Genomic DNA, 14,055 nt, shown 5'->3' with positions numbered 1-14,055 from the left:
GCCGCGGCCCCGTTCGGCGCGGCGCGCATGCGGCCCGCGCGTGTCGCGGGCGGGTTGGCCGGGCGGGCGGCGCTCAGCCGGCCGCGTGTTCGACGATCAGCTGGACGCGCGTCACGCCGTTCCACGTGTCGGCCACGACGCGGTACGCGATCAGCGCGCTCGCCGGCAGCGGCTCGGTGTGGTTGAACCAGATCGCGTTGAAGCGCTGGCGGCCGCGCGCCAGCTGCAGCTTCAGGTGCTTTTCCTTCACGAGCGACTGCGACACGACGTCGAATTCGCCGGAGAAAAGCGGGGCCGGAAAGCCCTGGCCCCAAACGGCTTCGTCGAGCAGCCCGACGAACTGCGGCGTGAAATACGCTTCCTCGAGTTCGCCGTCGGTCTCGATCACGCGCGCCAGCGCGTCGTCGGACAACCACTCGCGCGCGACGGCCTCGAATGCAGCCGCGAAGCGCGGCACGTTGTCTGTGTCGAGCGTGAGGCCGGCCGCCATCGCGTGGCCGCCGAACGCGACGATCAGGTCGGGTTCGCGCTTCGATACCAGGTCGAGCGCGTCACGCAGGTGGAAGCCGGGAATCGAGCGGCCCGAACCCTTGACCCGCGTGCCGGCTTCGTCCGCATGCGCGAACGTGAACGACGGGCGGTGGAATTTCTCCTTGAGCCGCCCGGCGACGATGCCGATCACGCCCTGGTGCCATTCGGGGTTGAACAGCGTGATCGTGCACGCGTCGGCCGGATCGACGTCGGCGAGATCGGCCAGCGCCTGCTGCTGCATGCCGGCCTCGATCTCGCGGCGCTCGCGGTTCATCGTGTCGAGCTGCTGCGCGAGGTCCCATGCGCGGCCGATGTCGTCGGTGATCAGGCACTCGATGCCGAGCGACATGTCCGAGAGCCGCCCGGCGGCGTTCAGGCGCGGGCCGAGGCCGAAGCCGAGGTCGAAGCCCGATGCGGTGCGCGCCTCGCGGCCGGCCGCGCGGAACAGCGCGGCGATGCCCGGCTGCATGCGGCCGTTGCGGATGCGCTGCAGCCCCTGCGCGACGAGCACGCGGTTGTTGCCGTCGAGCCGCACGACGTCGGCGACGGTGCCGAGCGCGACGAGGTCGAGCAGCCCGTCGAGGCGCGGTTCGGCCTCCTTGCTCGCGAACGCGCCGCGGCGGCGCAGCTCGGCGCGCAGCGCGAGCAGCACGTAGAACATCACGCCGACGCCGGCGATGTGCTTGCTCGGGAATGCGCAGCCGGGCTGGTTCGGGTTGACGATCGCGCGCGCGGCGGGCAGCGCGTCGCCGGGCAGGTGGTGATCGGTGACGAGCACGTCGATGCCGCGCGCGTTCGCGGCTTCGACGCCCGCGACGCTCGCGATCCCGTTGTCGACGGTGATCAGCAGGTCGGGCTTGCGCGCGGCCGCGAGTTCGACGATCTCGGGCGTGAGCCCGTAGCCGTATTCGAAGCGGTTCGGCACGAGGTAGTCGATCTGCGCGCCGAACATCCGCAGGCCGCGTACCGCGACCGCGCAGGCGGTCGCGCCGTCGCAGTCGTAGTCGGCGACGACCAGCAGGCGCCGCTTGTCGGCGATCGCGTCGGCGAGCAGCGCCGCGGCGTCCGCGCAGCCTTTCAGTTCGGTGGGCGGGACGAGGCGCGCGAGGGCCGTCTCGATGTCGGTCGGGGACTGCACGCCGCGCGACGCGTACAGGCGCGCGAGGACAGGATGCAGGCCGTGGCGCGCGAGCGCTTCGGCGTCGGCGGGCGCGACGGGGCGGGTAACGATCCGGGTCATACAGGTCGGGTTATTCGAACAGGGATGCCAGCGCGCGGCGGCGCCAGAACTTGCGCAGGTCGCCGCGCGTCGCGTGCAGCGTCACGGAGCTGGTGTCGCCGCACAGCGTGAAATCGACGCCGGCCAGCTCGCCGTTCTGCAGCGCGGCGAGGGACGGCGCGAACCAGTCGCGCTCGAGCGCGGCGAGCGCATCGTGCCAGCGTGGCCAGTCCTGCTCGATGTACGGGGCGGACAGCGTGGGCAGCTCGACGAGCGTCGCGCCGGCGGCGGCGGGCAGTGCGTCGAGTGCGGCCGGCACGCCGCCGGCTTCGGCTTGCGCGGCGCGCGCGAGGCCGAGCGCCGCGGGCGACGCGGACAGCACGCGCGCGAACGGCTTGCCGACCGGCTTCAGCGTGCCTTGCGCATGGAACCAGATCGAATTGACGGCGGGCAGCCCGCGCGCTTCGCGCGCTTCGTTGACCGGATGCTGGAACCACGCCATCTGCACTTCGTTCTGCAGCTTCATCCACATCCGCGAGCGTTCGCCGGTGTGCGCTTCGTGCGGCAGCCAGATCTCGATGTTGCGGCCGCTCGCGCGCAGCGGCGCTGCGCCGGCGAGGCGCGCGAGCTGCTCGCTGGACAGGTACCAGCGCGCCGGCTGCGGGGCCTCCAGCCGCACGCCGAGCTCCTCGATCAGCGGGCGCGCGACCGCCAGCAAGGCGGCGGCGTCGCCGTCGTCGAGCGCGAGGCTCGCCGGGTCGACGAGCACGAGGTGGTCGTGAGCGATTTCGACGTGGACGGGTTCGACGCACGCCCAGGCCTGGGTGCCCGGGTCGCCGCCGTCCGCCAGCAGCATGTAGGGCGCGAGCGGCGCCTCGTCGGCGGCGTTGCCCTGGGCCGCGCCGAACTGGCGGGCCAGCCAGCGTTCGTGCGGCAGCGTGCGCTGGAAGTCCTCGCCGGCCACGCGCTCGACGAGGCTTGCGCGGGCGAGCAACTTTTCGAGCGCGGGGCTGTCCAGCGTGTGCAGGGACGAGGTCGCATCGGCCGCCGACGGCAGCGCGAACGGAACGAGAAAATGGAGGCGTCGGTCGTGCATGATGGTGCGCATTGTATGGCAAACTGCGCGCGTGATCGGGCCGGCGGACGGCACGATTGCGTCCGGCGACCGTTTTTTCGGCCGTGCCCGGGCGGCCGGCCGCCGCCGGACGGCGCTCCGGCCACGGGCCGCCATCCCCGCCGTAACCAGCAGAAAGGATTCGCTTGAAACTTCCGTACGAATGGCAGATCGGCTGGCGCTACACGCGCGCCGGCAAACGCACGACCGGCAACGGCTTCATTTCCTTCATCGCGCTCGTTTCGATGCTCGGGATCGCGCTCGGCGTCGCGGCGCTGATCGTCGTGCTGTCCGTGATGAACGGCTTCCAGAAGGAAGTGCGCGACCGCATGCTGTCGGTGCTTGCGCACGTCGAGGTATTCTCGCCGACCGGCTCGATGCCCGATTGGCAACTGACCGCGCAGGAAGCGCGCCGCAATACGTCGGTGATCGGCGCGGCGCCGTACGTCGACGCGCAGGCGCTGCTCACGCGCCAGGACGCGGTGAGCGGCGTGATGCTGCGCGGCGTCGAGCCGTCGCTCGAACCGCAGGTGTCGGACATCGGCAAGGACATGAAGGCGGGCCAGCTCGCCGCGCTCGTGCCCGGCCAGTTCGGCATCGTGCTCGGCGACGCGCTCGCCGGCAACCTCGGCGTGACGGTCGGCGACAAGGTCACGCTCGTCGCGCCCGAAGGCACGATCACGCCGGCCGGGATGATGCCGCGGCTCAAGCAGTTCACGGTGGTCGGCGTGTTCGAGTCGGGCCACTACGAATACGACAGCACGCTCGCGATGATCAACATCCGCGATGCGGAGGCGCTGTTCCGGATGTCCGCGCCGACCGGCGTGCGGCTGCGGCTCACCGACATGCAGAAGGCGCCGCAGGTCGCGGTCGAGCTGTCGCATACGCTGTCGGGCAGCCTGTACATCCGCGACTGGACCCAGCAGAACAAGACCTGGTTCTCGGCCGTGCAGATCGAGAAGCGGATGATGTTCATCATCCTCACGCTGATCATCGCGGTGGCCGCGTTCAACCTCGTGTCGTCGCTCGTGATGACGGTGACCAACAAGCAGGCCGACATTGCGATCCTGCGCACGCTCGGCGCGCAACCGGGCTCGATCATGAAGATCTTCGTCGTGCAGGGCGTGACGATCGGCTTCGTCGGCACCGCGTCGGGCGTCGCGCTCGGCTGCCTGATCGCGTGGAGCATTCCGTGGCTGATCCCGATGATCGAGCATCTGTTCGGCGTGCAGTTCCTGCCGCCGTCGGTGTACTTCATCAGCGAGCTGCCGTCGGAGCTCGTCGCGGGCGACGTCATCAAGATCGGTCTGATCGCGTTCGTGCTGTCGGCCGTCGCGACGCTCTATCCGAGCTGGCGCGGCGCGAAGGTGAAGCCGGCGGAGGCGCTGCGCTATGAATGATCGCGCGACCGCATTGGCGGATTCACGACAACCCATCAGACAGGATTCGGCAGGTATGCAGGAATACGTGCTTCAGGCGCGCGGGATCACGAAGGCGTTCGTGCAGGGCGGCTTCAACGTGCAGGTGCTCAACAACACCGAGCTGACGGTGCGGCGCGGCGAGAAGCTCGCGGTCGTCGGCGCGTCGGGCTCCGGCAAGAGCACGTTGCTGCACGTGCTGGGCGGCCTCGACGAACCGAGCGCGGGCGAAGTGTCGCTGCTCGGCAAGCCGTTTACGCAACTCGCCGAGCGCGAGCGCAACGAGCTGCGCAACCGCGCGCTCGGCTTCGTCTACCAGTTCCATCACCTGCTGCCGGAATTCACCGCACTCGACAACGTCGCGATGCCGCTGCGCATCCGCCGGATGACGACCGAGGATGCACGCGCGCAGGCACAGGCGATGCTCGAACGCGTCGGTCTCGGGCCGCGTGCGAAGCATCGGCCGGGCGAGCTGTCGGGTGGCGAGCGGCAGCGCGTGGCGATCGCGCGTGCGCTGGTGACGAAGCCCGCGTGCGTACTCGCCGACGAGCCGACCGGCAACCTCGACGGCACGACCGCCGACACGGTGTTCAACCTGATGCTCGAACTGTCCGAGACGCTCGAAACGAGCTTCGTGATCGTCACGCACGATCCCGAGCTCGCGGCGCGCTGCGACCGCATCATGCGCCTGCGCGACGGCGTGCTGCACGAGGAGCCGGCGCTGCCGGTGTGAACGAACGCCCCGCCGTGCCGCCGGGCGAGTCCCGGCGCGGCGGCGAGGGCGCAGGAAAGCCGCCATGTGGATCGATACGCATTGCCATCTCGATGCCGCCGAGTTCGACGCCGACCGCGACGCCGTCGCGCACGCGGCGCGCGCGGCCGGCGTGTCGCGCATCGTGATTCCGAGCATCGGACGCGACAATTTCACGACCGTGCGCGAACTGGCGCAGCGCACGCCGGGTGCCGTCTACGCGCTCGGCATCCATCCGATGTATACGCCGCACGCGCGCGACGAGGATCTCGACCGCCTGCGCATGGAGATCGAGGCGAGCCTCGACGATCCGCGCTTCGTCGCGATCGGCGAGATCGGTCTCGACTACTTCGTGCCGGGCCTCGACGAGGAGCGCCAGCAATTCTTCTATCAGGGGCAGCTCAAGCTCGCGCGCGAATTCGACCTGCCGGTGTTGTGCCACGTGCGCAAGTCGCAGGACCGCGTGCTCGCCGGGCTGCGCCGCTTCGGCGTGCGGCGCGGCATCGCGCATGCGTTCAACGGCAGTTTCCAGCAGGCCGATGCGTATCTCGCGCAGGGGCTGCATCTCGGTTTCGGCGGCAACGTGACGTTCGGACGCGCGCTGCAGATCCGGCGGCTCGCCGCGCAGTTGCCGCTCGACGCGATCGTCGTCGAGACGGACGCGCCCGACATCGCGCCCGAGTGGGCGTACAAGTCCCGCAACGCGCCCGACCAGGTGCCGCGCATCGGCGGCGTGCTCGCCGAACTGCGCGGGATCGACGCGCACGCGCTGTCCCTATCCACAACGGCTAACGCGCTCGCCGCGCTGCCGCGCCTCGCACTTTCGTCCGCATAATCGTTGCCGGAAGGTGCCGCATCGACGGCGGCGCCAGGTCGACGAGGAGGTGCGATGCGCGTGTGGTGGATCGCGTTTGCGCTCGGCGTCGTCGTGCTGCAGCGGCAGGCGGCGTTGCCGGGCATGGGCGGCTGGGTAGGCGGGGCGGTCGTGCTGGCCGGTTGCGGCGCGCTGCTCGCAGGGTGTGCGCGGCGCCGTCGAACCCGCGCGATCGTCGCGCTCCGGTGGATGCTGTGCGCATGCGCCGCCGGTGCGATCGGATTCGGCTATGCGGCCGCACGTGCCGAATGGCGGCTGCGTGACAGCCTGCCTGTCGAGCGGGAAGGGCGCGATATCCTCGTCACGGGCGTGATCCGCGGGTTGCCGGTGATCGACGATACCGGCGCGCGACTGTTGCTGGCCGTCGAATCGAACGATGCGGGGCTGGCCCGTTTCCCTCCGCTGATCCGGTTGTCGTGGCGCACGTACGGCGCGCGCGCAGCACGCGACGCGATGCCCGATTTGCGCGCCGCGCAGCGCTGGCGTCTCGTCGTGCGCCTGAAGCGCCCGCATGCCGAGGCGAATCCCGGCGTGCGCGACAGCGAGGCGGCGTGGCTTGCCGCGGGCATTCGCGCGATCGGCTATGTGGTCGCGCCCGAGCGGGCGGAGCTGCTCGATGCGCGGGCATCGGGATGGCGCGCATCGATCGATCGGCTGCGCGACGCGCTGCGCAACGGTATCGGTGACGCGCTCGGCAGCGACGCGCGCCATCGCGGCATCGTGACCGCGCTCGCGGTCGGCGATCAATCCGGCGTCGGCGACGACGCATGGCGCGTGCTGCGCAATACCGGCACGAGTCATCTGGTCGCGATTTCGGGCCTGCACGTCGGGCTCGTCGGCGCGCTCGCGGGCGGGATCGTATCGTGGGTCTGGCGGCGTCTGCGCTGGCGCGGACATGCCGCGGCGCTCGCGATGCCTGCGCCGTATGCGGCTTCGGTGGCGGCGCTGACGGCCGCCGCCGGCTATGCGGCGCTTGCCGGGTTCAACGTGCCGGCGCAGCGCGCGTGGTGGATGATCGCGGCCGGGGCGGCTGGCTATCTCGCCGGACGCAGTGTGCCGCCGTCCGCCGTGTTGTGCGCGGCGCTCGGCGGCGTGCTGCTGGTCGATCCGTGGGCGGTGGTGTCGGCCGGGTTCTGGCTGTCTTTTGGCGCGGTCGCCGTGATCCTGATGGCCGTGGCGGGCTGGCGCGCGGTGCGCGAATTCGACGGCGGCGACGACCGCGGGACGGACGGCGCTGCCACGGTCGACCGCTGGCACCGCCTGCGCGCGTGGTGCCAGCGTGCCGGGCGCCGTGTCGCGGAGGCGACACGCGTGCAGTACGCGGTGACGATCGGTCTTGCGCCGCTGACGGCCGCGTGGTTCGCTCAAATCTCGGTATCGGGCCCGTTCGGCAATGCGTTTGCGATCCCGTGGGTCAGCGCCGTGGTGACGCCGATCGTGCTCGCCGGGATCGGGTTGCCCGCGCCGTTGGACGCGTATGCGTTCCGGCTCGCGCATGCGGCGCTCGAACCGATGATGGCGCTGCTCCGGCACCTCGCCGACTGGCCGGCCGGCGTGTTCTGGCTGCGCATGCCCGACTGGCCGGTTCTGGCGCTTGCGTGCGTGGGTGTCGCGTGGGTCTTGATGCCGCGCGGCTGGCCGCTGCGCTGGGCGGCGCCGATGACATGGCTGCCGCTGGTCGCGCCGGCACCCGATGCGCCGCCGCCCGGCGGCGTCCGGCTGACCGTGCTCGACGTCGGGCAGGGCGCGTCGGTGCTGGTGGAGACCGCGCGCCGGACCTTGCTGTTCGACGCGGGACCGGGGGCGGAGTCGACCCATGCCGGTGCGCGGATCGTCGCGCCGGCGTTGCGTGCCCGCGGAATCCGTACCGTCGATTCGCTCGTCCTGAGTCATGCGGATGCCGATCACGCGGGCGGCGCGGCGGCCGTCTATGCGGCCGCCGAGGTCCGCCAGCTGCTCGCCGGCATTGCGCCGCGGCACCGGCTGTGGCGCGACGCGCGGGCGGCCGGCGTGGCGGATCGGCTGCCGTGCGCGGCCGGACAGCGGTGGATCTGGGACGGCGTCGTATTCACGATGTTGTGGCCGCCGGGCGTTGCCGGCGCGGGTTCCTCGAACGAGAAATCGTGCGTGCTGCGCATCGACGCGGGTGACACGTCGGCGCTGCTGACGGGCGACATCGAGGCACGCGCCGAGCGCCGTCTGGTGGAGGATGCGCGCGATGCGCTGGCCGCGCAGATCCTCGTCGTGCCGCACCACGGCAGCCGCACGTCGTCGGTCGAGCCTTTCCTCGATTCGGTCGGGCCGCGCGTCGCGGTATTTCCTGTAGGCTATCGCAATCGATTCGGGCATCCGCACCGGACGGTCCTCGCGCGCTACGAAACGCGCGGGATTCCGCTGCCGCGCACCGATCGCGACGGGGCCGTGAGGTTCGACATCGCCCCGGCGGGCGGCGGCTTCGCGTTCGAGCGTCATCGCGATGCGCAGCGGCGGTACTGGATGGACCGGTGAGCGGCTCGACGGCGCGGGTCAAGAAGGCGGAGGCCGGAGGTGGTGCTGAAGGGCCAGCCCCGGCCGACCGCGAAGCATGGGACCGGAGTCAGCTCGAGCGCGCTGACTTCGGTCGACAAAGGAGACATCGGCGTTTGAAGGACATCCTCCATTTCTCGCATGCGAACGGTTTTCCGGCATCGACGTACCGGACGATCTTCGCCGAGCTGGCAGACGATTACGAGCTGCGCTACATCGAGCGCATCGGTCACGACCGCCGCTACCCGGTGACGCGCGACTGGCCGCATCTCGTCGAGCAGCTGCTCGACGACATCGGCAGCCGCTACGAGCGCCCGGTCTGGCTCGTCGGCCATTCGCTCGGCGGCTACCTGTCGCTGATGGCCGCGCTGAAGAAGCCGCACTGGGTGCGCGGCGTGGTGATGATCGATTCGCCGATCATCGCGGGATGGCGCGCCGGCGCATTGCGCGCGAGCCAGTGGGCCGGGCTCGACGAACGGCTGTCGCCGGCTGCCGCGACGCGCAACCGGCGCACGCGCTGGGTGAGTCGCGACGAAGCCTGGCGGCACTTTCACGAGAAACCCGCGTTCGCGCGCTGGGACGAGCGGATGCTGTCCGACTACATCGACTACGGTATTCCACAGGCGGGCGCCGACGGCGAACGCGTGCTCGCGTTCGACCGGCAGGTCGAATACCTGATCTACCGGACACTGCCGCATACGCTCGGTCCGCGGCTCGCGCACGGCGCGCCGGTGCCGCTCGGCTTTCTCGCCGGCACGCGCTCGCGCGAAGTGCGGCAGGTCGGGCTCGATGCGACGCGTCGCGCGGCGCGCGGGCGCATCGAATGGCTCGAGGGTAGCCACCTGTTCCCGATGGAGCGGCCGATCGAGACGGCCCGCGCATTGCAGCGGATGCTGAGTTCGCTGAAAACGGCGGAGGGCGGCGTGCCGCGCGACAGCGCGGCGCTCGCGAAAAGCGCCTGACGCATCGACCCGGTGCACCGGGCCGGCGTGCGCGGTTGCACCGACCGGCCGGCCGGTTCGCCCCGGCGCGCACGGCTGGCGCGGCACAGCGCGAAAGGGCGCGATCATCGCGTCAATTGCTGAGAGAAGGGCGGGCTTTACGGTATAATCCGTTTTTCCCGCGAGCATCCAGCGATGACCAAATATGTTTTCGTCACCGGCGGCGTAGTTTCTTCCCTCGGCAAGGGTATTGCCGCCGCCTCTCTCGCCGCGATCCTCGAATCGCGCGGTCTGAAAGTCACCCTCCTCAAACTCGATCCCTACATCAACGTCGACCCCGGCACGATGAGCCCGTTCCAGCACGGCGAAGTGTTCGTGACGGAAGACGGAGCGGAGACCGACCTCGACCTCGGCCACTATGAGCGCTTCATCAGCACGAAGATGCGCAAGGCCAACAACTTCACGACCGGCCAGATCTACGAATCGGTGATCCGCAAGGAACGCCGCGGCGACTATCTCGGCAAGACCGTGCAGGTGATTCCGCACATCACGAACGAAATCCAGGCGTTCATCGAGCGCGGGGCGGCATCGGCCACCTGCGGCGAGCCGGACGTCGCGATCGTCGAGATCGGCGGCACGGTCGGCGACATCGAGTCGCTGCCGTTCCTCGAGGCCGCGCGCCAGATGAGCCTGCGCCTCGGCCGCAACAGCGCGTGCTTCGTGCACCTGACGCTCGTGCCGTACGTCGCGACGGCCGGCGAGCTGAAGACGAAGCCGACCCAGCACAGCGTGCAGAAGCTGCGCGAGATCGGCATCCTGCCGCACGTGCTGCTGTGCCGTGCGGATCGCCGCATCCCCGACGACGAATCGAAGAAGATCTCGATGTTCTCGAACGTGCCGGAAGACGCCGTGATCTCGGTGTGGGACGCCGACAGCATCTACAAGATTCCGCAGATGCTGCACGACCAGGGCCTCGACCGGATCATCTGCGAGGAACTGAAGCTGTCGCCGAAGGACGCCGACCTGAGCATGTGGTCGGAGCTCGTCGAGAAACTGGAAAACCCGAAGCACGAAGTCACGATCGGCATGGTCGGCAAGTATGTCGACCTGACCGAGTCGTACAAGTCGCTGATCGAGGCGCTGCGCCACGCATCGCTGCACACGTCGACCAAGGTCAACATCGAGTACATCGACTCGGAAGAGATCGAGACGAACGGTGTCGACAGCCTGAAGCATCTCGACGCCGTGCTGGTGCCGGGCGGTTTCGGCCGTCGCGGCACGGAAGGCAAGATCGCCGCGATCCGCTACGCGCGCGAGTCGAAGGTGCCGTACCTCGGCATCTGCCTCGGCATGCAGCTCGCGGTGATCGAATTCGCACGCGACGTCGTCGGCCTGAAGCAGGCGAACAGCACGGAATTCGATCCGGACACGCCGGAACGCGTGGTCGCGCTGATCACCGAGTGGTACGACCGCGAAGGCAAGGTCGAGACGCGCACCGAGGAATCCGATCTCGGCGGCACGATGCGCCTCGGCTCGCAACGTTGCCCGATCAAGCCCGGCACGATGGCCGAAGAGATCTACGGCAAGGACGTGAACGAGCGCCACCGCCACCGTTATGAAGTCAATAACCGCTTCGTGCCCCAGCTCGAAGCCGGCGGCCTTATCATCAGCGCCCGTACCCCGAGCGAGGATTTGCCGGAAATGATGGAGCTGCCGCGTTCGATGCACCCGTGGTTCGTCGGCGTCCAGTTCCACCCGGAATTCACGTCCACGCCGCGTGACGGTCATCCCCTGTTCAAGTCGTTCGTCGAAGCCGCGCTCGCCAACAAGCAGGCGCGTGGAGTGCAAGCATGAAGCTGTGCGATTTCGAGGTCGGTCTCGACCAGCCTTTCTTCCTGATCGCGGGTACCTGCGTCGTCGAATCGGAGCAAATGACGATCGACACGGCGGGCCGCCTGAAGGAGATCTGCGAGAAGCTGAACGTTCCGTTCATCTACAAATCGTCCTACGACAAGGCGAATCGCAGCTCGGGCAAGTCGTTTCGCGGCCTCGGAATGGACGAGGGGCTGCGGATCCTCGGCGAGGTGAAGCGCCAGCTCGGCCTGCCGGTGCTGACCGACGTGCATTCGATCGAAGAGATCGAGCAGGTCGCATCGGTCGTCGACGTGCTGCAGACGCCCGCGTTCCTGTGCCGCCAGACCGACTTCATCCACGCGTGCGCGCGCTCGGGCAAGCCCGTCAACATCAAGAAGGGCCAGTTCCTCGCGCCGCACGACATGAAGAACGTGATCGACAAGGCGCGCGACGCGGCGCGTGAAGCCGGTCTGTCGGAAGACCGCTTCATGGCGTGCGAGCGCGGCGTCTCGTTCGGCTACAACAACCTCGTGTCCGACATGCGTTCGCTCGCGATCATGCGCGAGACGAGCGCGCCGGTCGTGTTCGACGCGACCCACTCGGTGCAACTGCCGGGCGGGCAGGGCACGAGCTCGGGCGGCCAGCGCGAATTCGTGCCGGTGCTCGCGCGTGCCGCGGTCGCGACGGGCGTCGCGGGCCTGTTCATGGAAACGCACCCGAATCCGGCCGAAGCGAAGTCCGACGGCCCGAACGCGGTGCCGCTGAACCGGATGGGCGCGCTGCTGGAGACCCTCGTCACGCTCGACCAGGCGGTGAAGCGCAATCCGTTCCTGGAAAACGATTTCAACTAAAGATCGAATGAACCTTGCGGCGGCTTCGCGCGTCAGTAGCGTAGGCGGTTTCGGCGCGCGTGCCATCGCAGTTTGAAGAATCCATCGTCATTCTCAGAGGAAACCCATGAGTGCAATCGTAGATATCATCGGCCGCGAGATTCTGGATTCGCGCGGCAACCCCACCGTCGAATGCGACGTGCTGCTCGAATCGGGCACGATGGGCCGCGCGGCGGTGCCGTCGGGCGCGTCCACCGGCTCGCGTGAAGCGATCGAACTGCGCGACGGCGAAGCCGGCCGCTACAACGGCAAGGGCGTGCTGAAGGCAGTCGAGCACATCAACACCGAAATCTCCGAAGCCATCATGGGCCTCGACGCGTCGGAACAGGCGTTCCTCGACAAGACGCTGCTCGAGCTGGACGGCACCGACAACAAGTCGCGCCTCGGCGCGAACGCGATGCTGGCCGTGTCGATGGCCGTCGCGAAGGCAGCGGCTGAAGAAGCCGGCCTGCCGCTGTACCGCTACTTCGGCGGCTCGGGCGCGATGCAGCTGCCCGTCCCGATGATGAACATCGTCAACGGCGGCGCGCACGCGAACAACAGCCTCGACATCCAGGAATTCATGATCGTCCCGGTGAGCCAGCCGACGTTCCGTGAAGCCCTGCGTTGCGGCGCGGAAGTGTTCCACGCGCTGAAGAAGATCCTGAGCGACCGCGGCATGAGCACGGCAGTCGGCGACGAAGGCGGCTTCGCGCCGAACTTCGGCAGCAACGACGAGTGCCTGTCGACGATCCTGCAGGCGATCGAGAAGGCCGGCTACCGTGCCGGCGAAGACGTGCTGCTCGCGCTCGACTGCGCGGCATCCGAGTTCTACCACGACGGCAAGTACCAGCTCGCGGGCGAAGGCCTGCAACTGTCGTCGGCCGAATTCACCGACTACCTCGCGACGCTCGCCGACAAGTTCCCGATCGTGTCGATCGAGGACGGCATGCACGAAGGCGACTGGGACGGCTGGAAGCTGCTGACCGAGCGCCTCGGCAAGAAGGTGCAGCTCGTCGGCGACGACCTGTTCGTCACGAACACGCGCATCCTGAAGGAAGGCATCGAGAAGGGCATCGCGAACTCGATCCTCATCAAGATCAACCAGATCGGTACGCTGACCGAAACGTTCGCGGCAATCGAAATGGCGAAGCGCGCCGGCTACACGGCCGTGATCTCGCACCGCTCGGGCGAAACGGAAGATTCGACGATCGCGGACATCGCGGTCGGCCTGAACGCCGGTCAGATCAAGACGGGTTCGCTGTCGCGCAGCGACCGCATCTCGAAGTACAACCAGCTGCTGCGCATCGAGGAAGACCTCGGCGATATCGCGAGCTACCCGGGCAAATCGGCTTTCTATAACCTGCGCTAACGCGCTACTATCGGGTTCGTCATCTCGACGCCGCTCTGTGCATGTTGCGCGGAGCGGCGCTTCTTATATCTGCGTCTCCTACATGCGGCTTGTCACTGTCGTCCTGATTGCCTTGCTGGCGCTCATTCAGTACCCCCTATGGTGGGGACACGGCGGCTGGTTGCGGGTGCACGAATTGCGCCAGCAGCTCGGCGATCAACTGCAGAAGAATGCGGACGAGAAGCTGCGCAATGAACGGATCGCGGGCGAAGTGCAGGATCTGCAGGGCGGTACCGCGGCCATCGAGGAGCGCGCGCGCTACGAGATGGGCATGGTCAAGGACGGCGAAGTATTCGTGCAGTTCGTGTCGCCGAATGCGCCGGCCGCGCCGCTGAACAACACGCCTTCGAGCACGTCGACGCGCGGTACGGTGTCCGCGGCGCCCGTGCGCGTCGTGCCGAACCCGCAATCGATCGCGAAGCCGTCGCGGCATCACGGCGGCGAGAAGGGCAAGGCCGCGCATCACTGAGCGCGGGAGTCCGAACCATTGAAAAAGCGCGGGAAATGCCGCGCTTTTTTATTTCCTGTCAGTCTTCAATCGAGTCGG

At 68.6% G+C, this 14,055-nt stretch carries 11 protein-coding genes; 9 read left to right on the top strand and 2 right to left on the bottom strand.

What is annotated here, in order from left to right; all coding sequences use genetic code 11:
• Positions 1-73 precede the first annotated feature (73 nt).
• Complete coding sequence (gene recJ / locus WS49_RS29705; protein ID WP_059535842.1) at positions 74-1,771, bottom strand: single-stranded-DNA-specific exonuclease RecJ; 1,698 nt, start codon at positions 1,769-1,771, stop codon at positions 74-76.
• A 10-nt stretch (positions 1,772-1,781) separates the two neighbouring features.
• Complete coding sequence (locus WS49_RS29700; RefSeq protein WP_059535840.1) at positions 1,782-2,858, bottom strand: hypothetical protein; 1,077 nt, start codon at positions 2,856-2,858, stop codon at positions 1,782-1,784.
• Positions 2,859-3,010: 152 nt separating this feature from the next.
• On the opposite strand from WS49_RS29700, the gene WS49_RS29695 reads away from it, so the two are divergent.
• The 9 genes from WS49_RS29695 (at position 3,011) to ftsB (ending at position 13,977) form a co-directional block, all read left to right on the top strand.
• On the top strand, positions 3,011-4,264 hold the full coding sequence (locus WS49_RS29695; RefSeq protein WP_059535838.1) for a lipoprotein-releasing ABC transporter permease subunit: 1,254 nt from the start codon (positions 3,011-3,013) through the stop codon (positions 4,262-4,264).
• A 55-nt stretch (positions 4,265-4,319) separates the two neighbouring features.
• A complete protein-coding gene (gene lolD, locus WS49_RS29690) occupies positions 4,320-5,015 on the top strand; it encodes a lipoprotein-releasing ABC transporter ATP-binding protein LolD (protein WP_059450449.1) in 696 nt (231 codons plus the stop codon).
• Between the two features lie 64 nt (positions 5,016-5,079).
• The gene (locus WS49_RS29685) at positions 5,080-5,868 is read left to right on the top strand and encodes a TatD family hydrolase (RefSeq protein WP_059535835.1); all 789 of its coding nucleotides are present in this window, start codon (positions 5,080-5,082) and stop codon (positions 5,866-5,868) included.
• A 54-nt stretch (positions 5,869-5,922) separates the two neighbouring features.
• Entirely contained in the window at positions 5,923-8,415 is a 2,493-nt protein-coding gene (locus tag WS49_RS29680; protein ID WP_059535833.1) for a DNA internalization-related competence protein ComEC/Rec2, read from the top strand.
• Positions 8,416-8,549: 134 nt separating this feature from the next.
• Entirely contained in the window at positions 8,550-9,395 is an 846-nt protein-coding gene (locus WS49_RS29675) for an alpha/beta fold hydrolase (RefSeq protein WP_059535830.1), read from the top strand.
• A 174-nt stretch (positions 9,396-9,569) separates the two neighbouring features.
• On the top strand, positions 9,570-11,228 hold the full coding sequence (locus WS49_RS29670) for a CTP synthase (protein WP_059535827.1): 1,659 nt from the start codon (positions 9,570-9,572) through the stop codon (positions 11,226-11,228).
• A complete protein-coding gene (gene kdsA / locus WS49_RS29665) occupies positions 11,225-12,079 on the top strand; it encodes a 3-deoxy-8-phosphooctulonate synthase (RefSeq protein ID WP_014896643.1) in 855 nt (284 codons plus the stop codon). The genes WS49_RS29670 and kdsA overlap by 4 nt, the downstream gene beginning before the upstream one ends.
• A gap of 106 nt (positions 12,080-12,185) precedes the next feature.
• Complete coding sequence (gene eno, locus WS49_RS29660; protein WP_011885396.1) at positions 12,186-13,469, top strand: phosphopyruvate hydratase; 1,284 nt, start codon at positions 12,186-12,188, stop codon at positions 13,467-13,469.
• An 82-nt stretch (positions 13,470-13,551) separates the two neighbouring features.
• Positions 13,552-13,977, top strand: coding sequence for a cell division protein FtsB (ftsB, locus tag WS49_RS29655; protein ID WP_059535825.1), 426 nt, complete (start codon positions 13,552-13,554; stop codon positions 13,975-13,977).
• The last annotated feature ends 78 nt before the right edge of the window (positions 13,978-14,055 follow it).

It is taken from the genome of Burkholderia sp. RF7-non_BP4 (assembly GCF_001521935.1).
Lineage (GTDB): Bacteria > Pseudomonadota > Gammaproteobacteria > Burkholderiales > Burkholderiaceae > Burkholderia > Burkholderia diffusa.
The sequence above is the reverse complement of the archived record's forward strand: the minus strand, read 5'-3'. Positions and strand labels throughout refer to the sequence as shown.

Coding starts and splice junctions, on each gene's coding strand:
- WS49_RS29670 (WP_059535827.1), top strand. CDS start 9,570: ATGACCAAATATGTTTTCGTCACCGGCGGCGTAGTTTCTTCCCTCGGC.
- kdsA (WP_014896643.1), top strand. CDS start 11,225: ATGAAGCTGTGCGATTTCGAGGTCGGTCTCGACCAGCCTTTCTTCCTG.
- ftsB (WP_059535825.1), top strand. CDS start 13,552: ATGCGGCTTGTCACTGTCGTCCTGATTGCCTTGCTGGCGCTCATTCAG.
- WS49_RS29700 (WP_059535840.1), bottom strand. CDS start 2,858: ATGCGCACCATCATGCACGACCGACGCCTCCATTTTCTCGTTCCGTTC.
- WS49_RS29685 (WP_059535835.1), top strand. CDS start 5,080: ATGTGGATCGATACGCATTGCCATCTCGATGCCGCCGAGTTCGACGCC.
- lolD (WP_059450449.1), top strand. CDS start 4,320: ATGCAGGAATACGTGCTTCAGGCGCGCGGGATCACGAAGGCGTTCGTG.
- WS49_RS29680 (WP_059535833.1), top strand. CDS start 5,923: ATGCGCGTGTGGTGGATCGCGTTTGCGCTCGGCGTCGTCGTGCTGCAG.
- eno (WP_011885396.1), top strand. CDS start 12,186: ATGAGTGCAATCGTAGATATCATCGGCCGCGAGATTCTGGATTCGCGC.
- recJ (WP_059535842.1), bottom strand. CDS start 1,771: ATGACCCGGATCGTTACCCGCCCCGTCGCGCCCGCCGACGCCGAAGCG.